This window comes from Microcoleus sp. B4-C2, assembly GCF_036705265.1.
Lineage (GTDB): Bacteria > Cyanobacteriota > Cyanobacteriia > Cyanobacteriales > Microcoleaceae > Microcoleus.
In genome coordinates this window covers 1-22648 of record NZ_JAUBUB010000102.1, presented here as the reverse complement: position 1 = coordinate 22648, position 22648 = coordinate 1, and the positions used below count along the sequence as shown (strand labels likewise).

Here is a 22648-nt window from a genome sequence, read left to right as displayed (position 1 = left end):
CGAGCGCGAGCGGACTCGAGCCGCTCGCGCTCGACTATTATAATTTACTTGGGGACAATTAATCCACCCTGCTAGCCCCCCTTAAGAAGGGGGGGACAAGAGTGCAGTCAAAGTCAACCCCTACTCCCCTTCTTAAGGGGGATTTAGGGGGATCTAGACTTGGCATAAAACCCATATTTCTCAATGGTTTTAGTCTTAAGTTGACACCAATGGGCTCTTGGAGTGTCCCTACTGTATCTACTTCATAAACCTGCGATACGCTGTATATTGAACATTTGTGATTTTAGATATTAGATAAAACAGTAATCCCGCCACGTTGGTAGCGGGATTGATAGGTTGCAGTTTAGCTAGTTTTTAGCTCAGCTAGAGCTACTATTAGCTCGCTGCTAAATTATTTCAGGTTAGCCATTTCTTGCTGCATTGTGCTTTTGGCTGCTTTGAATTGAGTAGCCATTTGTTCCATTTGCGCTTCGCTCAAGTTGCGGCGAATTTGAGCGAACATATCGCTTTCTTCTTCTTTAACGTGCTCCTGAACTGCTGTTTGGAGCTGTTTGATTTGGGCTTTGAAATCAGAAGAACTGGGGTTCATTGACTTAATCTTGGCGAGCATTTGCTTCATTTCTGCTTGCTCGTTGTACAGTTCTTGAGTGTTGCTGTAGTAGCTGCGAATTGCTGGGTAAACAATTTGTTCTTCTGCTTCTGCGTGGACGCTTAAATCTTTGTACAACTGACCGAAGAATTCTTGCAGTTTTTTCGGATCGTCGGTGCTTGCGATTTCCATAAAGAGGGTATCGGCTTTCCGGTGATCCATGGTGAGGATTTCGGTGATGTTCATCTCATCTTTGCTGCGGGTAACTGCACCGCCGATGATGCCGGTCATTGCTGCCATTGCATCTTGCACGCGGGCCCAAACGCCTTGGTCGGGGTCTTTGCCGGTCAGTTCGCGCACGCCTAAAATTTCGAGAACTCCTTTGAGTTGTTCTTGGTGAGCACGGTTCTCAAAGTTAACTGTGTTGAGCGGGGTAATGGCAGCTTCGATGTCGGCGCCGACTACTTGAGCGGCTTTGTGAATTAATAAGCCGGCCATGGTTTGTTTGTGTTTGAGCAGTTCGTGCTGAGCGACTTTTTCAAACATGGTGAGTTCAGAACCTTGCATGAGTTTCTGAACTTCTTCAATCATTTTTGTGCTGGTTTCTTTGGGTTCGGTTTGAATTCCGTATTGAACGATTACGGTTTCTAATACGCCCAAGTTTTTGCGATCGTCTTCGAGCATATCCCGGAAGCGCTGGGCTAATTCGGAGTCGTTGCAGGAATTGATGAACAATTGCTCGTTGGCGATCAACAGGTTTTGCAGCGCTTTCATGTCTGCTAATTTAGTTGCGATCGCTTGGCGCTTGGTATCTTCTAGAGTAGCTACCATCTGTCGTTTCTCCTCTCAATGTCTTTAGTGTTCTTACATCTCTTAATTTATTGATATATTCTGATAACATCCTCTTTCTCCCGACTGATTAATTAATATCCCGCGAAACCTATTGACTTTTGAACCAAAAAATGGTAATTATTTGAGACTGCTTAAAAAAAAGCAAAAAGCAAAAAATAACTGATGAGTAAGGATTAATGGCAGAAGACTCCGCCCAAAAACGGATACCGTGCCACGTACTCCTGTCGCGATCGGTTCAAAATTTTAGACTCTTGTTCAAGCCCCCAGATTCATCTGTGCAGTAAATCTAAAATCTAAAATCTAAAATCTAAAATCGACTGAGTGATGATTTCTGTATCAATTAATCCCGATCGCAGAGCCCTAAAGCGCTACCATAGTTGCAGCCGAAGTTAACTAAAGTTTAAGAATAACTAGCTTGTCTCAACTGCTCACTGCTTTAGAGTTCCCAGCCAATGTCTGGAAGCTGAATAATGGGTTAACGGTCATTCACCAGCGGATTTCGGCCACACCGGTGGTCGCGCTAGACGTGTGGGTGAGGGCTGGCGCTACGCTGGAGCCGGATTCTTGGTCGGGAATGGCTCATTTTCTCGAACACATGATATTTAAAGGGACGGATTCGATCGCCCCTGGAGAATTTGACCAGGTAATCGAAAATCGGGGCGGTGTCGCCAATGCAGCTACAAGTCACGACTACGCCCATTTTTTCGTCAACGCTGCGGCCGATTATTTAGCAGAAACAGCGCAGCCGCTGGCAGAATTGCTACTGCGCGCTTCGATTCCCGATCGGGAATTCGATCGCGAGCGAGATGTGGTGCTAGAAGAAATCCGTCAAGCTCAAGACAATCCCGATTGGCTGGGTTTCCAAGCCATGATGGAAACAGTTTACCAGCGTCATCCCTACAGGCGATCGGTATTGGGAACCGAAGAGTTGCTGATGTCGCGAACTCCCCACGAAATGCGCTGTTTCCATCGATCGCACTATCAGCCGGAAAATATGACAGTGGTGGTAGTCGGGGGAATTGATGAACAACAGGCCAGAGATGTTACGGGGAAAGCTTTTGAGCAGTTTTCCGATCGGTGGGATTGTCCCAAATTTACCGCAGAGGCGGAACCGCCACTGATAGAAATTCGCCGTCAGGAACTCTGTCTCCCGCGATTGGAACAAGCGCGGCTGATGATGGCGTGGACGGGGCCGGGAGTTGAACACTTGCAAAGTGCTTGCGGCTTGGATTTGCTGTCGGTGTTGCTCGCAGACGGGCGGACTTCGCGTTTAGTCAGGGAACTGCGGGAAGAATTACAATTGGTAGAGGCGATCGACAGCACTTTCTCGTTGCAACGGGAATCTAGTTTATTTACTATCAGTGCAGTCTTGGATGCGAAGGATGTCGAACAGGTGGAATCTCGGATTTGCGATCGGCTTTGGGAATTGCAGTCTGAGCCAGTTTCCGAGGTAGAATTGCTCCGCTGTAAGCGTTTGCTGTGCAACGATTTTGCTTTCTCGCTCGAAACGCCGGGACAGCTAGCCGGTCTTTACGGATATTACAATACGATCGCCAGTGCCGAATTAGCGCTCAGCTATCCCACCAGGATTAAAGCATTTGGGCCCTTAGACCTCCAGCGCCTAGCTCAACAATATCTCTCTCCCCGGCGCTATACAGCCGTGGTACTCAAACCAATCTAATAATAGTTGACTGTTCACTGTTCACTGTTGACTGTTCACTGTTAACAGCAACTAGGTTGGGTTGAGACATGAAACCCAAGTCTATTAATTGTAGATTGAGATTTGTCCCTCAATCTACAATCTCAAATCGCCAATCTCAAATCGGATGATCGGTAACGCTCACGCTCTACCCATCCTACGAATAATCATGACTAACAGCCAACAGTCAACAGTCAACAGTCAACAGTCAACAGTCAACAGTTAACAGTTAACAAAGAATTCAATGAAAAATGAAATCCAGCGCACGGTTTTAGACAACGGTATTGTTGTCTTAGCAGCAGAAAATCCAGCAGCAGATATTATTGCAGCTAGGATATTCCTGCGGGCCGGCAGTCGCTACGTGCAGCCGGAACAAGCAGGATTGTGTCACTTGCTGTCGGCGGTAATGACTAAGGGAACCGATCGACTGTCTTCGCTGGAAATTGCCGAGCGTGTAGAATCGGTGGGAGCGAGATTAAGTGCCGACTCTACTACAGACTATTTTTTAGTGAGTTTAAAGACGGTTTCTGCGGATTTTGAGGAGATTTTGGAGTTGGCGGCGCAATTGACCAGATCGCCCACTTTCCCGGAAGCTGAAGTCGAGCTCGAACGCCGTATTGCCATATCGGCAATTCGATCGCAACAAGAACAGCCATTTGCGATCGCCTTCGAGCAATTGCGGCACTCGATGTACAAGGAACATCCCTATGCTTTCTCTCCCTTGGGCACGGAAGCTACTATGTCAAAGCTCACCAGAAACGAGCTCGAACAGTTCCACAAAACCTATTTCCGTCCCGATAATGTAGTTATTTCTGTAGCCGGCAGAATCTCGACCGAAGATGCGATCGCCCTGATCGATCGAACTTTTGGGGACTGGAAAGCGCCTTTAACACCCCTGCCAACTTTAAGCGTTCCCCCCCTGTCACCCTCCCCTCAATCGGTCGTTACCGCGCAAGATACGCAGCAATCAGTGATTATGCTGGGCTACCTCGCACCCTCTGTCAAAAATCCCGACTATGCAGCGATTAAGTTGCTGAATACTTATTTGGGTAACGGTTTGTCGAGCCGATTGTTTGTGGAATTGCGGGAAAAGCGGGGCTTGGCTTACGACGTTTCCGCGCTCTACGCGACGCGCTTGGACACGGCTCAGTTTGTGGTGTACATGGGTACTGCGCCGGAAAATACAACGACTGCTTTTGAAGGATTGCGTACAGAAGTCGATCGACTCACCAGCATCCAACTAAGCGAGGAGGAATTGCAAGCTTGCAAGAATAAAATGCTGGGTCAATATGCTTTAGGAAAACAAACTAATTCGCAAATTGCCCAAGTTTTAGGTTGGTACGAAATTTTGGGATTGGGAATTAAATTTGACCAGCAATTTCAAGAAGAAATCGCACAGGTGACAGCTTCAGAAGCGCGGGATGCTGCTAAGAAATATTTTGTAGAACCTTATGTTTCTTTGGTGGGCCCGGAGGCGGCGATTACAGAATTGGGAGTGGCGGCTGTTTGTTGAGTAGGAAATTGGCGATCGAACTTTTCAAAAGTTCGATCGATGCGATCGCCGATCAAAAGACTTTGCTCGTCCGCTGTTTCTAGGAATGTGAAATCAATGTTTCGCGTTGCGATGTAAGAGATGAAAGCGCAAGTTATCTGGTCAACTGACACTTGGGTGGGATATGTATTCTTTGTAGGGTATTGGTTTTAAGCCAGGGCGATCGCCAAGCCTTGATTTCAGCGAGCAAAAGAGAGCATGATCTTCCATCGTTAACTTTTCAAGCCACCCTTGCCGAAAAGTTGAAGCATAAGGTTCGTGGTCAGCGGCGGCAGATCACCTTTGCCACTCGCCAGCGGCTTGCAACAGTGCGCTGCACCACGGTTGTTAGCTTGCTGGTAGCTGACCACTTTTGCATTTGCTGAGAAAAGTTTCATGATGCTTGCTGAGAGCGTTTTGATTTGGTGCTGTTTTTTGATCCTGTGGTAAAGTCAGTTTCCGATCAGCCAAATCTTGGTAACAGGTGCCGACGAGTTCAGGGGCAATCACCACTTCATTGGTATCCGGTCGAATTGATAGTAGATGCAAATCGAACAGAGTGTGTATGTCGGCTCTGAGCGGTAAACCATTTGTTGGATGATTGGTTTGAGTACCTTGATATGGAATTATATGTGCTGCTTCGATAGCTGACTCTACATCACAATCAGTTATTGGACATCGACCACCGTAAGCAATTAACAACTTACGTCGAAATTCAGCCTGTCCCTGTCGCTGCACAATAGAAGCAGTTATCCGTCGTCTGGCATCTTGAAGAGTTTCAGCGTCAAAATATCCCTCTGCTTCAATTTTCTGGCGCTCAGCATCTAGCTCAGATTGCTTAAAATTATGTGGCATAACTCCCACCTTTGGGACACGCCATACCTTAACTAATCCACCTAATCCATCATCTTCGTTGAACGCACTTGCATCTCCACTAGCCAAAAATTTCCCATCAGGGCTGAAGTTTATGCTAATTGGCCACATGAAATCCAAGTAGTGCAACTTTTCACTGTTTTTTAAGTTCCAAATCTCAATGCCATTGTATACTTCAAAAGCTAGAATTTGACCAGTAGGATCGACTGCAAAGCATTTAACATATTCGGACTCCTCAGCAAAGGCTTGTTGCAATTCTCCTGTTGGCACATTCCAGATTTTGACACCACCACCTCCACTACTAATTAGACTGCTACCATCTGGTGTGAAAGCAACCGTGCTAATATTGCTAGAATGCCCCTCTAAGACATACAACGGCTCACCTAAACTTATATCCCATAACTTAACAGTAGCGTCATTACTGCCACTAGCTAGGGTTTTACCATCAGGACTGAAGGCAAGAGTATTTACTCTAAGGTCATGTCCTACAAAAGTACGGATTAGCTCCTTACTATCAATATCCCAAAGGTAAATAGTTGTTTTTTGTCCATCGGCAGTCTTATATTTATTTTCTCCTCCACTTGCAAGCAACTTACCATCGGGACTAAATGCAACTGAATGAATCGGATCTTTGCGTTTTGCAAGTGTACAAATTAAGTTTCTTGTTTTTAAATTCCACAATTTAACTGTCTTGTCCAGACTACCGCTAGCCAAAGTTTTTTCGTCAGGGCTAAGACTGAGAGAGACTATGGTATCCTTATGTTCTTCAAGAATAGTATCTATTTCTTGAGTGTCTAGATTCCAAAAGATAATTTCACTCCCGCTAACGCTAGCTAACATTCCATCTGAAGTAATTGGAACCCCATAAATCCAACTGGAATGACCTCTCAATTCAGCCACACATTCCCAAGTTTGGTTTAGATCAGATTTGCTCATGACGGTTGGCTCTTCGCGCTGAAATGATTCGGATTACATTTTTTTGACGTTCTGTCCAGACTACTATCGCTATTCCAGAACCGAGAGAACCGCTCCCGAACCAGCGATATTCGCCATAATCAAAACTATCGTCTAGCTCACTCAGCATTTCACCATCAAACATCGCGGGAACATCGGCAAAATCAATCTGATGTTTACGGATGTTTTCAAGGTTTTTCGCTTCGTCCCACTCAAATTGCATGAAGGATTAGGATATGCCAGATTAAACTATCTTCATTCATTATCACGCATTTGCCTGAACAGGTTTTATGCTGCACTGGAGATCGATGTTGGGATCTAAACTCGATCGCCCGCAAGCATTAAACACGGGAAAAAACCTAGTGAGACTTCAATTGAACCTTTTCTGTTCCCGATCGGTCTAAATTGAACAGACGCCCGATCAGTCTAATTTATATGTACTTAGTAAAGCACTTTCAGATAAAAAAAGAGCTGACTCCCTGGCTTAGCGGACTCCTCGCCGCTTCCCTGCTTGCAGGAGTCGGCTACACAGCTTACAGCCAACTCACAGTCAAATCCAGCCGCGAAACCAGACGCCAGGAAAAAACCGTTGCTGTCGAAAGGGTGAACCTGCCCATTACAATTTCGGCAAACGGCACAATTGTGCCCGAACGTTCCGTTAACGTCAGCCCCAAAACTTCAGGAATGCTCAAAAGTTTGCTTGTCAATGAAGGAGATAGGGTTGAACAAGGGCAGATTCTCGCCTACATGGACGACTCCAACCTCCAAGGCCAACTTACCCAAACTCGAGGACAACTCGCAGCCGCCGAAGCAAACCTGGAAAAATTGGTCAACGGCAATCGAAGCCAAGATATTGCTGTGGCTAAGGCAGTGTTAGCAGAACAACAGGCAAGTCTGGAAAAATTGCTCAACGGCAATCGAACCCAAGACATTGCTGTAGCTGAGGCAGCGTTAGCTGAACAACAAGCAAGTCTGGAAAAATTGCTCAACGGCAATCGAAGCCAGGATATTGCCGTAGCCGAGGCACAACTAGCTGAACAACAGGCAAATTTACAAAAATTGCTTAAGGGCAATCGCCCTGAAGACATCGCCCAAGCAGTCGCCCAACTCAGAGATGCCGAATACGCCAAAAACCAAGCAGAGGAAGACTTTCAGAGAAATCAGGAACTCTACAATGCCGGAGCCATTGCTTTGCAAATTGTCAACAACTCCCGCACCGCGCGCGATCGAGCTCAAACGCAAGTCAGACAAGCCGAACAAGCTGTAGCTTTGCTGCAAGCGGGTGCTCGCCCCGAAGAAATCGCTTCAGCGCGGGCTGCTGTCGAGCAAAAACGGCAAGCTTTGACCCTGGCCCGATCGGGCGCACGCCCGGAAGACATCGCTGCGGGGCGGGCTGCAGTGGAGCAAAAACGGCAAGCTTGGGCCCTAGCGCGATCGGGCGCACGCCCGGAAGACATCGCTGCGGGGCAAGCCGCCGTCGAGCAAAAACAGCAAGCTTTGGCCCTGCTAGAAGCTGGTTCCCGCCCCGAAGACATCGCCCAAGCCCGCGCCCAAGTTCTCGCCGCTAGAGGCAGCCTGCAAAGCGTTCAAGCGCTGATCGACGACACTGTGCTACGGGCTCCTTTCACCGGCACTGTCACCCGCAAGTACGCAGATCCGGGCGCTTTTGTGACTCCCACGACGGCAGGTAGTGCGGTTTCTTCGGCGACTTCTTCTTCGATTTTGTCCTTAGCTTCAAAAAATCAATTAGTAGCAAACGTAGCAGAAACTAATATTGCTCAGATTCAGATCGGCCAGGCTGCGTCTATTCAAGCCGATGCTTTTGCGGGAAAGACTTTTGCAGGTAAAATCACTCAAATTTCGCCTCAGTCGATCGTGCAGCAAAATGTGACAAGTTTTGAGGTAAAAGCGGCAATTATTAATGATGATAAACAAATGCTGCGATCGGGCATGAATGTGAATGTTGAGTTTAAGGCTGGTGAACTCAAAAATGTTTTGGTAGTTCCGACTGCGGCAATTGTCCGCCAACAAAGGGAAACGGGGGTTTATGTTCCCGGTGGAGAAGATGGTAAACCTGCTTTTATGCCGATTAAGACTGGTATGACGGTGGATGACAAGACGGAAGTGCGATCGGGTTTGAAAGGAAATGAAAAAGTGCTGCTTAGTTTACCCGCCGGATTGCGGCCTCGATCCCAAAATCCATCGTCGGGTGGAATTCCAGGTTTGCAACCGGGTGGGGGAAGGCGCTTGCGTTAGTAGTCAGTCCGCGCAGTAGGGGCTAGTTGGTTCGTCGCAGAGTCCGCTAGTTCGTCGCAGAGTCCGCCAGGGATTGAAATCCCTGTCTCATAGCGAAAGTCCTCTGAAAGAGGACTGAAGAGTGAGTTGATGTAGATCGGTTTTAGACGAATTTTCAGTCGGTTTCAACCGACTTTAGCTATGAGACGGGGGTTTCAACCCCCGGCGGATCGTGCCACAAATCATATCGTTTCCGGCTGCATCATCAGACGAATTTTCAGTCGGTTTCAACCGACTTTAACTATGAGACGGGGGTTTCAATCCCCGGCGGTTTGTGCCATAAATCATATGGTTTCCGGTTGCATCGTCAGGTGATAAATTAGGGGCCAATTTAGGCAGAATCCTTAGAAGTTGCCACCCAATAACAAATAACTAATAACTAATAACATGAAATTACAGACTCGCCCCCGCACCAACAAAATCTCTAATGTTCAAATCGCGTTGATGGCGACAGAGGCGCTGTGGAATAATAAGTTGCGTACCAGTTTAACTATGCTGGGGGTAATTATTGGGATATCTTCGGTAATTGCTATTACTTCGGTGGGACAGGGAGTACAAAAATCAACTGAAGAACAGTTAAAGGCTTTGGGTACAAATGTGCTGTTGGTTTTATCCGGCGCTTCGCGATCGGGCGGTGTCAGTCAGGGAAGCGGTTCTGCTACTACCCTGACTTGGGATGACGCTAGGGCGATCGGCAAACAAGCTCCTGCTGTTAAGGCGATTTCGGCTTATTTGCAGCGCCAAGTGCAAGTCGTTTATGGCGGACAAAATTCATTTACTTCGATTTTGGGAACGGATTTAAACTATCCAGATGTGAAGAACATTCAACCCCAAGAAGGACGGTTTTTTAACGAGGATGAATTGAATGCTGCTGAGCCAGTAGTTGTCCTCGGTTCTAAGGTGCGGGACGAACTTTTTGGAGCCGGAGTTAATGCGCTATCCTCTGATATTCGCATTCAGGGAAACCGCTACAAGGTCATTGGAGTGATGGAAAGCAAGGGGTCTGTAGGGGGAACCGATCAGGACGATCGAGTGTATATTCCCCTCAAAAATATGTCTTCGCGGATTGTGGGGAGAAATTCTTTAGCGGGGATTGCAATATCGGGTTTTTGGTTGGAAACTGCCGACGAAGCGGATTTGGCGGATGCTCAATTTCAAGTGGAAAATATCATGCGATTGCGCCACAATATTTATCCGCCACAACCGGATGATTTTAGAGTTGTAAATCAAGCTGAGATAGTTAATACTTTCAGCAATGTGATAGGTTTATTTACGGTGATGGTGGGTTCGATCGCCGGAATTTCTTTGGTGGTTGGCGGCATCGGTATTGCTAATATTATGTTGGTGTCTGTTGTGGAACGGACTAAGGAAATCGGGATTCGCAAAGCCGTAGGCGCTACTAATGCAGCAATTCTCATTCAATTTATGGCGGAATCTATTTTAGTTTCCACGGTGGGGGGAACGGCGGGTATTGGGTTGGGAGTTGCGATCGCCTTTGGGGCCTCGACAGCATTCAAATTTCCGTTTGTGGTTTCTGTATGGTCGATCGCGGCTGGTTTTGGGCTATCCTTTACTGTAGGCTTATTGGCTGGAGTGTTACCGGCTCGGAATGCGGCTCGCTTAGATCCGATCGCAGCTTTGCGGAATGATTGAACTTAGTGACGTTCGCTCCAGTGAAATTGAACACTCTTGGACGCACGACTGGTCTGAAACCGGGTTTGATGGGCGATCGGACTTCGTTGTCGGCCACAGATTCGCTAACGAGACTTAGACAAAAGTCACGTCCAAAATGGCGGCAAACAGCGACAGGTAAAGGGTTTGAGGTTGAATTGGGTACAGTCCAGAACTGGCAAGGGTTTGGGATCTGACCAAAAATTTCTTCATGTGGTACCCGCCACGTGATTTATCCGTGGAATCAATCCCAAATCGAAAATCGAAAATCACTTATTGCCCCCGCATTTATCTCGCGCAAGTAAATCTAAAATCTAAAATCTAAAATCTAAAATCGATTGAGGGAGCCTAAAACTCTTTCCCTTACCTAGAGTGCGTTTCAGCTAGTTTAGGGGATAGAAAATTTCTAAGTCCCATTAGAAATAATATACGCCAATTCAAATATAATAACAAAAACCCCTTATCCAACACGCAATTTCCATGTTAGAAGCATTGGTATTGGCAACAGTATTTTGCGGATTTTTTGGTATCATCTTTAAAAAGAACCTGCTCATGAAAATCGTCTGTATGGATGTCATGAGTACAGGGGTTATCGCCTATTACGTGGTGGTGGCATCGCGAGAAGGCTTGCTGACACCAATTATTTCAAAGGGGAAAAATGTTGTCGCTTACGCCGATCCGGTTCCCCAGGCGGTGATCTTAACGGCGATCGTGATCGGCTTTTCGATTCAGGCTTTAATGCTGGTCAGTGTGATGAAGCTGGCACGAGATAATCCGACATTAGAAAGTAACGAAATCGAGATGAATAATACCCCATGAATACCCTGACGATCGCCTGGATTGGACTCCCGTTTTTTGTCGGGTTTAGTATTTATTTGATTCCGAAGTTTGCCAAGTATCTCGCAATATTCGGAGCGATAGCGTCCGCTGCCTATGCGTTCCAGCTTTTTGCTATACCGTCAGCGGTGACGCTGCAGTTACTGGATAATTTCAGTGTCACTTTGTTAGTCGATCGCTTGAGCGGCTATTTCATCTTAACCAATGCCTTAGTCACGGCAGCGGTGATTATCTACTGTTGGCCCACAGATAAGACGGCATTTTTTTATGCACAAATTCTGATGTTGCATGGCAGCCTGAATGCGGCTTTTGCCTCTACTGACTTTATCAGTTTATATGTGGGGTTAGAAGTCAGCGGGATTGCGGCTTTTCTGTTGATTGCCTATGCTCGCACCGATCGCTCGATTTGGGTGGCTTTGCGCTATCTATTTATTAGCAACACGGCAATGCTGTTTTATCTAGTCGGTGCCGTGCTGGTTTATAAGGCAAGTAATTCGTTTAGTTTTGCCGGCTTGGGTGCAGCGCCCCCAGAGGCGATCGCTCTGATCTTTATGGCACTCTTGGTTAAGGGAGGTGTGTTTGTATCGGGGTTATGGCTACCGTTAACTCACTCGGAATCAGAAACGCCAGTGTCGGCTTTGCTGTCAGGGATTGTGGTCAAAGCGGGGGTATATCCCCTCGTGCGCTGTGCGCTGATGGTGGAGGAGGTGGCACCCATCGTCCAGATTTTCGGAGTCGGGGCGGCGTTTATGGGCGTGTTCTATGGCATCTTTGAAAAGGATACCAAGCGGGTGCTGGCGTTCAGCACGGTTTCGCAGTTAGGTTGGATTCTCGTAGCCCCGGAAGTGGCAGGCTTTTATGCCCTCGCCCACGGCTTGGTCAAATCGGCGCTATTCCTGATTGCGGGTTCTTTACCCAGCCGCGACTTTAAGGAATTGCGACAAAAGAAGATTAATACTACGCTTTGGATTGCCTTAGTCGTGGCTAGCCTTTCGATCTCAGGCTTTCCCTTTTTGGTTGGCTTTGGGGCAAAGATGTTGACTTTGAAGAATTTGACACCCGCTTATGCGACCGCCATGAATGTGGCAGCAGTAGGAACTGCTATCCTATTTGCTAAATTCATCTTTCTGCCCCGTGGTGGAGAAGCAAAATCAAAACCCGGTTTTTGGCCTGCGGTGTTGCTGTTGCTAGGTGGGCTGATTGCAGCCAATGCCTTTTATGTTGAGGCTTATACGCTGGAAAATATGCTTAAGGCGATCGCTATCATCGGTGTTGGTTGGTTAGCCTATTTTCTAATTTTTCAACGCACGGCAATCAAACTGCCACGTATGCTTGAACAATTCGATCATTTGGTCGGTTTTATGAGCTTGATTTCGCTCCTACTATTCTGGATGGCATTCTCAACATGATTGGACAGCTAATATTAAGACTGACGATCTGGTTTCTACTTACTGCCGATTTTAGTTTGGCAAATATTGCGATCGGCTTCATCATTGCTTTCCTGTTGCCGCGCAGCTACACACCCCCGGAACCTTTGAGGGAATGGTTGGGGGTGTTTGGTAAAATCTTCATGGCGATTCCGATAGCTTATATAGAAGCTTTTGAACTCATCTTCCGTCCCCACAGACACGAAGATGTGATCATGGAAAAAGTGCCAAACCATCGATCGCCCTTGCTGATATTCCTAGATGTCTTCGTGATCACTTTTACTCCCAAGACGATTGTCGTGAAATATCACGAAGAGGGTTTTTACGAAGTACACCGAGTGCGGCGGACTTCGAGTAATTAGCTGAAGTTTTTTCGGAATGATTAAACCGCAGAGAACTCAGAGAAGGCAGAGAAGGGAGAAATAAATAAGTAGAACGGCGATAAAATACGTAAGTATGTCCGCAGTTAGTAAAAGTGCTCTATCGCAGGGGTTACGATACTTTACATTTTCTGACATACCCGAGTTTATTTACACGCTCGATATTGGATCATTCTCAAGAATCTGTAGGGGCGGGTTCACCAATAGCTTTAAAGATTGCAGACAGGTTAAATAAACCCGCCCCCACTCGCGAAACTGCCCGTCAAGAACAGGCAGGAACCCTGTTCCACAACAATTATGGCAGAGGTCTATTAAGTTGCACTATTCTCAAGAGTTTCTTGTGGGGTGTAGGGGGTTGGGCACGCGAGCCCGCCCCGATATTAACTAAGAAAAATCAGGAGTCCACACAATTGAACAACTTGAACAACTTGATTCTAATTGCGATGATTTTGGCTCTGCTCATACCTATGTACGAGGTATGGAAAGATCATGATATCTGGCAGACAATGTTGGCCTTTGCCAGTATTTCGACCAAGGCGGCAATCATCGCTCTCGTCATATCCGTCTGGCGCGATGATTGGATGATCGGTGTGGTGGCGGCGATTATCCTCAGTGTGGGTAATGCTGGCTTGATGTTGTTGGCACATATAATCAAACGTATCAGTGAAGCATGATCGTAATAGATGTATTGAGCTATACCTGCATCGGTATAGGGATTTTTTTCTGGTTTTGGGGTACTTCTTACCTACTTGGGAAGCGATCGGTTTTATATAAACTGCACAGTCTTTCGGTAGCAGATACGCTGGGTTCGATCGCGATCGTCGTCGGATTGCTGCTGCAAATACCCAGTAAATGGCCCCTGCTGATTCTGGCGCTCATTTGCTTAGCAACCTGGAACACAATGCTGGGATATGTGTTGGCCTATTGTTCTAAAACAGGGACTAACTATGAACGATAATAGCTACATTTATGTCCTCGTCGCTCTGCTGCCCTTAGCTGCTGGTATGGTGGTATTTCAGGTCAATCCATACCACGCATTGCTACTGCGGGGGGTATTGGGAGCGATCGCCGCCTTGGTGTATACAATTTTAGGCGCGGGGGATGTGGGCTTGACCGAAGCCTTGATGGGTACTCTACTCGCGATTACACTTTATGCAGTGACGGTGCGTTCATCCTTCGTGCTGCGTCTGGGTGTAATCGAAGAGGGGACACAGGGCGATGCTATACCAAACGACAAAACCGCAGGTGATTTTAAGCAACTGATAGATGACATCCGCACAATTTTTCAGAAACGCCATATGCGCCTGGAACTCGTTCCCTATGCGACTACACAGGCATTGCAGCGGGCGCTGAGGGAAAAAGAAGTTCATGCAGCTTGTGCGCCACAAAGCCAATTGGAAAACAGTGGCGAAGCGCAACTTTATAACACCGCAACCAGAGTTCGGCGTGTCTACGACATCATGCAAACCGAACTTTCATCACCGGGGACAACCCTAACCTATGTAAATACACCTGACGCAGAGGACAAGCATTGATGAAGTGGGTTTACTTTTTATCCGGGATAGCGCTGTTTATCAAAATGCTGCTAATCGCCAATCCCACAATGGAGTTATCGCAGCAAAGTTCGATCGTCGAATTGGTTGTTCAAGATAGTGGAGTATCCAATGCGGTTTCCGGTATCATTTTGCGAAATCGGCTGTACGACACGATCTTTGAAGTCGTAGTATTTACGATCGCCATCATGGGTGCAAGTTTTATGCTAGCCAATGAAAGTCCGTCCTGCGCCATATATCAGTTTACCGATCAACCATCGATTATTTTGGCGCGATTGGGAGCGACGATTGCCGCGTTGGTGGGTATCGAACTAGCAATTCGCGGCCATTTAAGTCCAGGCGGTGGTTTTGCGGCGGGTGTAGCGGGGGGAACTGCGATCGGCTTAGTGGCGATTACCTCATCACCACAGTGGATGCAAGAAATCTACCAGCGCTGGCACGCGGCGACTTTGGAGAAAGTTTCGGTACTTGTTTTCATTGTATTGTCCGTTATCACTCTGTCAGGATATGAGTTACCGCACGGAGAGTTAGGCACACTTTTCAGCGGTGGCATTCTCCCCTTGCTGAATATCCTGGTTGCAGTCAAAGTGGCATTAGGATCGTGGGCGGTGCTGTTGGTGTTTATTCGCTATCGCGGATTGCTATGAAAAATGTCCCGATCTCAAATCCATTGGCATCGAAATTATTCATCTCTCTCAATCTCTGACTCTGTGTCCTCTGTGTTCTCTGCCGTTTAATCATTCAGCCTTATAAACAATATTTTACGTTTATAAGGCTGAGGCACGAGTAGTCAGAAACCGGGTTTTTTGCGAAATCAAAAACCCGGTTTCTTTGCTTTTGATAAGTAATTCCTGTGTACTCATCTGCGTTTATCTGCGTGCATCAGCGGTTAAAAAATCCAAATTTACGAGAGATCCGCTTACACTAAACCAGCTTGAAAAATCTGATTTGCTGTGAGGTTCAAATCAGGAAAAGTTTGCGACACAATGCGATCGTTCTCTCGAAACTTGAGGACTTGATATTCACCATCAACCAAGTTACAGACAGAAATTGTCGGTTGTTTGGGATTGCCAATAAAATTGCGTCCACCCAACGCAGCATAATCCACAATCCAATATTCAGGGATACCCATCTCCTCATAATCAGCATATTTCAAATAGTAATCATCGCGCCAATTACTTGACACAACCTCAATTGCCAAAGGTATCGATGCACCCCAACTGAGGATAGATTGTTTTTTCCACAATGTTTCATTTACCAGATTTGCACGATTTAGTACCAACACATCGGGGAAATAACCAGAATCTTTTTCAGGAGGCCTAACTATCGCTTGGTTGGGGATACTGTATGGCAATCCCAAACGTTTGATTTCAAAAGGAATTTCGATGCCAAGAAAGCCTTTAACTTCCTCATGTTCGCCTACTGGTTGTGCCATCTCAACAATATCTCCATTATGCAGTTCGTAGCGTACCGCCGAATTTTCAGGCAGCCACTCCACAAATTCCTCGAAGTTTACGAGCTTAGGTAAAGCTTGAGTCATAGGTTTTCAGAATTACCGATAATATCAATTATATCTCTATCTATCTGCGTTTATCTGCGGCCATCTGCGGTTAAAAATTACGAATCTGCCAGCCTTGCTAGATTCAGACAATTTAAAATGCTGGATTTAATCGGGCGCTTTTCATCCCAAAATACGATCGCTGAATAAAAGTTAATTGCCGCAGGTGAATTCAAAAGCTCAAATTATCTAGATAAACTCCGATCGCGCCTCTAATCCTCTAATTAATACCCTGAGTTTCAACACACTCTCAGGCTGGTGAATTTCGCTTTGCTGAACATACCTACAGGTTTAAGCTTGAGACACTACTACAAGTTGCTACAATTTGCTTGAGAACGCGGTCTAACGCCTTGGGGTTATTAATATCCACCGCTTGTAGCAGGCCCGAATCCACCAGTGCCGAGGCCCGATCGTCTTTCACCGTTCCATTCAACGCCGCCACCAAAATATCCGCCGTCCTGCCACTGCCTGCGATCGCCACGATCGGGCGCTGTGCTTCCACGCTTTGGGCTGCATCCTTCCAGGTAATTTCGCCCCCATTGATTAAAATGGTGACAGAGGGCAAACCACCGGATAGGACACTGCCGACTTGCGCCATCCACGTAGACTCATCCCCCCATTGCGAACCCGGAACCAGGATAAAATGGGTGTGATAGGGTTCTAAGCCACAGGCATCTTCTGCTGGAGGTGGCTGGTTCGGTAATGTTGCCAAACCCACGCAGGTAACGCCAATCAGGGGAAAGGTTCCACCCATTTGCGATCGCGCCTCCCCCATCATTTGCATTACCCCAGCATCAGTCCCGCCATCGACGACACAGGCATTTAAAGACTCGGCGAGGGCAGCCAGAACCGTTAGAAAGAGCGATCGCAGCCGTTGGCGATCGACCTCACTGAGTTTACTGGCACCGCCAACCACCACGATGACTGGACGCGGACTAGAGAGTCCCAGTTGCTGTAGAGTTAACGTCAGGTCGGCATTGGCTTGAGAATAGATAGCTTTTGCCGTCAGGCCGTTGGAAAATTCGATCGAGAAAGTTTCTGGCATGGAAAAAATACAACGCTACATAGAAAAATAGCTCGATCGGCAACCTAGCTATTAGGTCTTGAAAATGAGGTTGAGTGGCGATCTCAATCCTAACAATGCGATCGATCATTCACTCTAACAACCATTCAATTCAGTATTGACTGATAACTGATAACTGTTCCTTCTGAACTCATTCCAACAACTCAGCGATCTCCTTCTCCGTAAACGGATTCTCACCCTTTTTCAGGGCATCAATCCAGCCTTGCCGCCTTTTTTTGCGCTCTGCCGAATCCGTGCCCTCGATAAACGCTTGAAAATCTGCGATCGCCCCTGGCGTATCCCCCGTCAGCGCCCGGGCCACCCCACGACTATCTCGAACGTCGCCATTGCCCGGTGCAAGTGCCACCGCCGTATCGCACGCCGAGATTACGGTCTTTGCCCCTCCGTGCAGCGCACCGTACCAACACAGCGTATCCCAAGACTCTTGAGAGATATTCGAGGTTGCGTCCAACTGCTTTGCTTTCTCGAAGGCATCCACTGCTTTCTGAACTTTACCCTCTTGGACTAGGTTTTCCCCTTGTTCGATCAAACCTTTAACAGCCCACTGTTTAACCTCGTCCTCTGCTGGCACCTTAATGCTGGGCGATAATTTCTTGGCCTGTTGGAACGTCTTGATGGCTGGGCTGAAATCGCCTTGCTGCGCGAGCGATCGACCTTGATTGAGTAAAAACTGGGCGTTTTCCGCATCGTTCCAGACCCGCGTTTGACAGGTTTTCCGCGCCCCTTCCGCCGCCAGGGTCTTTCCCACATCCCCAACAAGCAGCTTTTCCGGCGCGACTAAAACGGGATGTAAAATTATTCGGTTGCACGCCATCTTCAGCCAATCTTGCCAAGTGCCAACGCGCCATTTGCGAAGCGTGCCATCGGTACTGCCGCTGATAATGGTTTTACCGTCAGGGCTAAACGCAACTGAATTGACTGATTGCGTATGTCCCTTCAGGCGTTGACCGATGGGTTCAGTGGGGGGTTTCCAACTGGAGGGGTTATTCAAGCCACCGGAGGCGTTCCACAAGCGAATGGTATTATCGGAACTACCGCTGACGATCGTTTTGCCATCCGGGCTAAATTTCACCGAGGAGATGAAATTGGTGTGTCCTCTAAAAGGTTTACCGACGGGTTCGCCAGAAGTCTTCCACCGGCGAATTGTCTTGTCCTTACTGCCACTGACGATCATTTTGCCATCCGGGCTAAATACCGCCGAGAAGACCGCACCCTTATGCCCTTGGAAGGGTTGACCGATGGGATTGCCTGAAGTATCCCACAGGCTAACTTTCCAGTCAGATCCACCGCTGACGATCGTTTTGCCGTCCGGGCTAAATGCCACGGAGTTGACCGACTTTTTATGTCTCTCAAAGGGTTGACCGATGGGATTGCCTGAAGTATCCCACAGGCGAATTGTCTTGTCCGCGCTACCACTGACAATGGTTTTACCATCCGGGCTAAATGCCACTGCCTTGACCCCTTTTGTATGTCCTTTAAAGGGTTGACCGATGGGATTGCCTGAAGTATCCCACAGGCGAATTGTCTTGTCCAAGCTACCACTGACAATGGTTTTGCCGTCTGGACTCCATGCCACTGAAGAGACCCAATCTGTATGTCCTTTAAAGGGCTGACCGATGGGCTTGCCAGAAGTAGTGTCCCACAAGCGAATTGTATTGTCCTCGCCACCACTGACAATGGTTTTGCCATCGGGGCTAAATGCCGCTGAGGATACTCCTTCTTTGTGCCCGGTGAAGGGTTGACCGATGAGGTAGCCGTCCCTATCCCACACACGAATCGTCCCCTTATCGTCGCTACTGAAAATGGTTTTGCCATCAGGACTCAATACCACGGACGAGACTGCACCCACGTGCCCGATGAGGGGATGACCCTGGAGAGGATTCCCCTCCAGATCCCAAAGAGAAATGGTTCCATCCAACCCCCCACTGGCGATGACGCTACCTGTGGGACTAAATGCGAGTGACATTATCGACTCACCCTCATGCCCTTTGAAGGGTTGACCGATGAGTTTCCCCTCGGTGTTCCACAAACGAATCCGCCCGTCATAGCTGCCACTGGCAATGGTTTTACCATCGGGGCTCCAGGCCACTGACGCGACCTCATCCTCATGCCCCGTCCAAGGTTGACCAATGAGTTGACCCTGACGAGTCCACAAACGAACCGTTTTGTCCTCGCCGCCACTGACGATGGTTTTTCCATCGGGACTTAATGCGATCGATCGAATCCCACCCTCATGCCCTTTGAAGGGTTCACCGACCCGATTGCCAGAAGTGTCCCACAGGCGAATCGTCCCGTCCTCGCCACTACTGACGATCGTTTTGCCATCGGGGCTAAATCGGATTGACAAGACCTCGCCTTGATGCCCTTTTAAGCGTTGGCCCATGAGCTTACCAGAGATGTCCCACAAGCGAATCGTCCCCTCTGCATCGCCACTGACGATCGTTTTGCCGTCTGGGCTCCAGGCCACGGAATGGAGGGCGGGTGTACGCCAATTGGGCAACGGGTCCATCGGTTGACCGATGGGATTGCCAGACGTATCCCACAGGCGAATCGTCCCGTCAAAACCCGCACTCGCGAGGATTTGACCGTCTGGACTCAACGCTAATGAGGTGACTGGCAGTGTGCTTGCTGTCAGGAGATTGCGCTCTCTGGCATCTCCGGTGGCATCGTGCAAGCTAGACTGCAGCTGGGGCAACATCTCCGGCCAGTCAACATCTTTATCTTCGGTTTGACCTGTGGCTTGAATCACCCGAATGAGTGCCTCTAGGGGATCGGCATCGAGCAAACTCTGCGCGCCGCCAGCATTTTGCTCTAACCTGTTTACTCTACTCACCATGTTCATCAACCACACCATACTTGCTGCGGCAATAGTGACAAGTGTTACCGAGAGCGCACCCACGACCCCTCCCCTTAATAGCATCTTATTTTTGCGTTTTTCTGCGCTACTTTTGGCTATATATGCCTTTTGTAACTCGGTCGCGACGGGCTGTTTCTTTTGTTCTTGAATGTCTTTCAACCAAACTTCGGCGATCGCCAATTCACTCCCGCGCAATAGTAGATCTTTCGTCTGATTTTTTTGATTCCACTCCCAGGCCCGCTGAGACCATTTCGTATGATTCTGTAAGTGTTCTCTGTCTGTATCCAGGGTTCTGACCAATTGATTAAAATTGGCATTGAAATCCCCCTCGTTTTGATTGAAATCTATCCACTGGACTTTGGCTAACTCCGGATGCAAGTCTGCTGAATTGACAGGCCGATGCAGCAGCGTCACAAACCGCTTGTTCAACTTGGCGGCATACTCCACTTCCATCGCACAATAGGGTGAATTTACCGATTGCGGGGAAAGAATAAATAAGAAATTATCTGACGATTGGATGCCCTGCTCGATTTCTCGCGCAAAATCCGCTCCCGAGGCAATACTTTCTTGGTCGAACCAGGTCGTTTTTCCCTGTAGCTGCAGTCCGTTATTGAGCTTTCTGGCTAAATCCGAATCTACGCGAGAATAAGAAATAAAAACATCTAGGGACTCTAAGGGCGGTTGCCGCAAACTTTCCGCAATGAATTCTTCAATTAATGCTGTCGGGCGATGCTGCGTCCGTTTCTGCCCTACCTTCAACCACGCCTCTGCACTTCGCAAGTTATAACCTCGCAGCAGAATACTCGGATTCCTATGCTGTCTCTCCCACTTCAAGGCTTGAGTCAGGAAAACTTTATGCTCGTTATAGTAAACTTCATCCTGATGTATAATCTTCAGCAATTGACTTTCATCGAGTAGGTAATCGTCTTCTTTTACGTTGTCGGTGAGGTCGATATACTGCACCCCCTGCAATGCCTTGGGTATCGATTCGGGTGGCGTTTCTCTCACTAAAATGGGGATAAGTCGCTTGTGCAGCGATACGGCATAGTCTAATTCTTTCCGAACAAACTCGGATTCTACAGAGTCTGGGGAAACCAGATAGATTAAATTATCGGTTTGTTCGATGCCGCGATCGATCGCCCTCTGAAAATCTTCTCCGGTTTGAATATCGGTTGTATTCGTCCAAACTGTCAAACTTTCGCGCCTCAGACTGTTGCGAATTTTCTCCATTGTTTCCCGGTCCTGCTCGGAATAAGAGATAAACACCTGAGTCATCAAGTTATTGCCATTCTTGATGCTTTCAGTAATGTATTCGCAATGCAAGTCCGTCGGAAAGCAAGGCGGCTGTTCTGAGTTAAAATGAATTTTTAACCAAGCTTCTGCTTGCTTTTTCTCGTCGCCAACTAGCAGCCATCGATTTTGTTTTTGCTGCCGTTCCCACTCTAAGGCTTTGGTTAACAATTGCGTATGCTTTTCTACATAGTCGGCGTGGCGGTTTAGTAATTCAAGTAATCCGGTGAAAGATTTATCGAAGTCATCAATTCCCTCGCGAAAATACACCCAGTTGATTTTGCCGATCGCCTGGTGCATATTCTGAAAACACGAATGCAATCCTTTGGCTTTGTAGGCTTCCCACTCCTCGTCGGTTCCCTGGGGTTTTCTCTTCTGCCAAATGTGTCGATCGATCTCTTCGACGTGCAGTAAGGGAATTATCCGTTTGTTGCGCCGAATTGCCAGTTCAATTTCCTTGCCGCAATAAGGCGAGTTGATCGAATGCGGTGCGATGATAAATAAGAAGTTGTCCGCTTTCTCGATGCCGTCGTCAATTTGATTTTGGAAATCGACTCCCAGGGGAATATCGTTTTGGTCGAACCAAATATTCAACCCTTCTTCTCGCAGTCTCTGGTATAACTTTCTGCCGAAAGCTAGACTATCTGCTCGTCCGTAAGATATAAAAGCATCAAATATTGTTTTCATAGTGAGGGGTAGGTAAATAGGGAATAGGAAATTGGGAAATTTCCATCGAATTAAAAGATTTTAGATACGGCGAATGGTAGACAGCAAAACCGCACCACCTCACGCGATCGGATTGGAGGGGACTAGAACAAAATCAGGCGCTGCTGAATCAAAGTATGATTTTTCCTGTCGGGGTAATTCTAAGTGCTTACCCCCTCAGCGGTGAGGCAACCACGGAGGGATTGAGCCTACAAATTTCATACCCAATTCAGCAAGGCCGGTTTACGATATCTTGACAATCTAGATATCGTGGGTTGACTTTCCCTATCTCTATCATGGCTTGGCGCCACTGTCTCTGTCAGTCGGAAAAGTCGGATCTTAAAGTCGGAAAAGTCGGATCTTTGCCATAAGTACATAATTTATGGCGTTGCTGAATACAGGTATGAATTAAAGATTTCGGCCTTGCTATCAGCCCGCTTGAGGGTGAGTTTTGTAAGGCTCTGGTGAGTTTTAGGTGATAGTAAAAATAAAA

General features: G+C 47.5%; 17 protein-coding genes. 11 read left to right on the top strand and 6 right to left on the bottom strand.

The annotated features are described in order from the left end of the window. Positions 1–391: 391 nt before the first annotated feature. Positions 392–1420: a hemerythrin domain-containing protein gene (locus QUB20_RS23765; protein ID WP_333249942.1), complete on the bottom strand. Its 1029-nt coding sequence runs from the start codon at positions 1418–1420 to the stop codon at positions 392–394. A gap of 436 nt (positions 1421–1856) precedes the next feature. Between QUB20_RS23765 and QUB20_RS23760 the strand changes: the two genes are divergently transcribed. Together QUB20_RS23760 and QUB20_RS23755 are read left to right on the top strand one after the other, a co-directional pair. Next, on the top strand, positions 1857–3122 hold the full coding sequence (locus QUB20_RS23760) for a pitrilysin family protein (protein ID WP_333249940.1): 1266 nt from the start codon (positions 1857–1859) through the stop codon (positions 3120–3122). A 262-nt stretch (positions 3123–3384) separates the two neighbouring features. Next, positions 3385–4653, top strand: coding sequence for a pitrilysin family protein (locus QUB20_RS23755; protein ID WP_333249938.1), 1269 nt, complete (start codon positions 3385–3387; stop codon positions 4651–4653). Positions 4654–5019: 366 nt separating this feature from the next. Here QUB20_RS23755 and QUB20_RS23750 read toward each other — a convergent pair whose 3' ends face one another. Both QUB20_RS23750 and QUB20_RS23745 read right to left on the bottom strand, forming a co-directional pair. After that, on the bottom strand, positions 5020–6480 hold the full coding sequence (locus QUB20_RS23750; protein ID WP_333249934.1) for a WD40 domain-containing protein: 1461 nt from the start codon (positions 6478–6480) through the stop codon (positions 5020–5022). Beyond that, positions 6467–6721, bottom strand: coding sequence for a BrnT family toxin (locus QUB20_RS23745; protein ID WP_333249932.1), 255 nt, complete (start codon positions 6719–6721; stop codon positions 6467–6469). Before QUB20_RS23745 ends, QUB20_RS23750 begins: the two co-directional genes overlap by 14 nt. 212 nt (positions 6722–6933) lie before the next feature. Between QUB20_RS23745 and QUB20_RS23740 the strand changes: the two genes are divergently transcribed. From QUB20_RS23740 to QUB20_RS23700, 9 genes are all read left to right on the top strand, one after another. Then, positions 6934–8754 (top strand): efflux RND transporter periplasmic adaptor subunit, encoded by a 1821-nt coding sequence (locus QUB20_RS23740; RefSeq protein ID WP_333249929.1) that lies wholly within the window; start codon positions 6934–6936, stop codon positions 8752–8754. A 426-nt stretch (positions 8755–9180) separates the two neighbouring features. Continuing rightward, positions 9181–10446: an ABC transporter permease gene (locus QUB20_RS23735; RefSeq protein ID WP_333052082.1), complete on the top strand. Its 1266-nt coding sequence runs from the start codon at positions 9181–9183 to the stop codon at positions 10444–10446. A gap of 498 nt (positions 10447–10944) precedes the next feature. After that, positions 10945–11283 carry an NADH-quinone oxidoreductase subunit K gene (locus QUB20_RS23730; protein ID WP_333052085.1) on the top strand — a complete coding sequence of 113 codons (339 nt, stop codon included), beginning with the start codon at positions 10945–10947 and terminating at the stop codon, positions 11281–11283. Next, positions 11280–12710, top strand: coding sequence for a cation:proton antiporter (locus tag QUB20_RS23725; protein WP_333249927.1), 1431 nt, complete (start codon positions 11280–11282; stop codon positions 12708–12710). Before QUB20_RS23730 ends, QUB20_RS23725 begins: the two co-directional genes overlap by 4 nt. Further along, on the top strand, positions 12707–13090 hold the full coding sequence (locus tag QUB20_RS23720) for a Na+/H+ antiporter subunit E (RefSeq protein ID WP_333231558.1): 384 nt from the start codon (positions 12707–12709) through the stop codon (positions 13088–13090). The genes QUB20_RS23725 and QUB20_RS23720 overlap by 4 nt, the downstream gene beginning before the upstream one ends. Positions 13091–13551: 461 nt before the next feature. Next, complete coding sequence (locus QUB20_RS23715; RefSeq protein WP_041622563.1) at positions 13552–13782, top strand: hypothetical protein; 231 nt, start codon at positions 13552–13554, stop codon at positions 13780–13782. Next, positions 13779–14066, top strand: a complete 288-nt coding sequence (locus QUB20_RS23710; protein WP_333246758.1) for a monovalent cation/H(+) antiporter subunit G — start codon at positions 13779–13781, stop codon at positions 14064–14066. Before QUB20_RS23715 ends, QUB20_RS23710 begins: the two co-directional genes overlap by 4 nt. Further along, positions 14056–14643 (top strand): DUF4040 domain-containing protein, encoded by a 588-nt coding sequence (locus tag QUB20_RS23705; protein ID WP_333249925.1) that lies wholly within the window; start codon positions 14056–14058, stop codon positions 14641–14643. The genes QUB20_RS23710 and QUB20_RS23705 overlap by 11 nt, the downstream gene beginning before the upstream one ends. Then, positions 14643–15308, top strand: a complete 666-nt coding sequence (locus QUB20_RS23700) for a Na(+)/H(+) antiporter subunit B (RefSeq protein WP_333249922.1) — start codon at positions 14643–14645, stop codon at positions 15306–15308. Before QUB20_RS23705 ends, QUB20_RS23700 begins: the two co-directional genes overlap by 1 nt. Before the next feature lie 272 nt (positions 15309–15580). Here the strand turns inward: QUB20_RS23700 and QUB20_RS23695 are convergent, their stop codons facing one another. The 3 genes from QUB20_RS23695 to QUB20_RS23685 form a co-directional block, all read right to left on the bottom strand. Next, positions 15581–16201 (bottom strand): Uma2 family endonuclease, encoded by a 621-nt coding sequence (locus tag QUB20_RS23695; RefSeq protein WP_333249920.1) that lies wholly within the window; start codon positions 16199–16201, stop codon positions 15581–15583. 301 nt (positions 16202–16502) lie between these two features. Then, a complete protein-coding gene (locus QUB20_RS23690) occupies positions 16503–17264 on the bottom strand; it encodes a hypothetical protein (protein WP_333249918.1) in 762 nt (253 codons plus the stop codon). A 169-nt stretch (positions 17265–17433) separates the two neighbouring features. Further along, positions 17434–22137 (bottom strand): TIR domain-containing protein, encoded by a 4704-nt coding sequence (locus QUB20_RS23685; protein ID WP_333249916.1) that lies wholly within the window; start codon positions 22135–22137, stop codon positions 17434–17436. Between the last annotated feature and the right edge of the window lie 511 nt (positions 22138–22648).

Coding starts and splice junctions, on each gene's coding strand:
- QUB20_RS23720 (WP_333231558.1), top strand. CDS start 12,707: ATGATTGGACAGCTAATATTAAGACTGACGATCTGGTTTCTACTTACT.
- QUB20_RS23755 (WP_333249938.1), top strand. CDS start 3,385: ATGAAAAATGAAATCCAGCGCACGGTTTTAGACAACGGTATTGTTGTC.
- QUB20_RS23715 (WP_041622563.1), top strand. CDS start 13,552: ATGATTTTGGCTCTGCTCATACCTATGTACGAGGTATGGAAAGATCAT.
- QUB20_RS23735 (WP_333052082.1), top strand. CDS start 9,181: ATGAAATTACAGACTCGCCCCCGCACCAACAAAATCTCTAATGTTCAA.
- QUB20_RS23765 (WP_333249942.1), bottom strand. CDS start 1,420: ATGGTAGCTACTCTAGAAGATACCAAGCGCCAAGCGATCGCAACTAAA.
- QUB20_RS23705 (WP_333249925.1), top strand. CDS start 14,056: ATGAACGATAATAGCTACATTTATGTCCTCGTCGCTCTGCTGCCCTTA.
- QUB20_RS23750 (WP_333249934.1), bottom strand. CDS start 6,480: ATGAGCAAATCTGATCTAAACCAAACTTGGGAATGTGTGGCTGAATTG.
- QUB20_RS23700 (WP_333249922.1), top strand. CDS start 14,643: ATGAAGTGGGTTTACTTTTTATCCGGGATAGCGCTGTTTATCAAAATG.
- QUB20_RS23745 (WP_333249932.1), bottom strand. CDS start 6,721: ATGCAATTTGAGTGGGACGAAGCGAAAAACCTTGAAAACATCCGTAAA.
- QUB20_RS23710 (WP_333246758.1), top strand. CDS start 13,779: ATGATCGTAATAGATGTATTGAGCTATACCTGCATCGGTATAGGGATT.
- QUB20_RS23725 (WP_333249927.1), top strand. CDS start 11,280: ATGAATACCCTGACGATCGCCTGGATTGGACTCCCGTTTTTTGTCGGG.
- QUB20_RS23730 (WP_333052085.1), top strand. CDS start 10,945: ATGTTAGAAGCATTGGTATTGGCAACAGTATTTTGCGGATTTTTTGGT.
- QUB20_RS23740 (WP_333249929.1), top strand. CDS start 6,934: ATGTACTTAGTAAAGCACTTTCAGATAAAAAAAGAGCTGACTCCCTGG.
- QUB20_RS23690 (WP_333249918.1), bottom strand. CDS start 17,264: ATGCCAGAAACTTTCTCGATCGAATTTTCCAACGGCCTGACGGCAAAA.
- QUB20_RS23695 (WP_333249920.1), bottom strand. CDS start 16,201: ATGACTCAAGCTTTACCTAAGCTCGTAAACTTCGAGGAATTTGTGGAG.
- QUB20_RS23685 (WP_333249916.1), bottom strand. CDS start 22,137: ATGAAAACAATATTTGATGCTTTTATATCTTACGGACGAGCAGATAGT.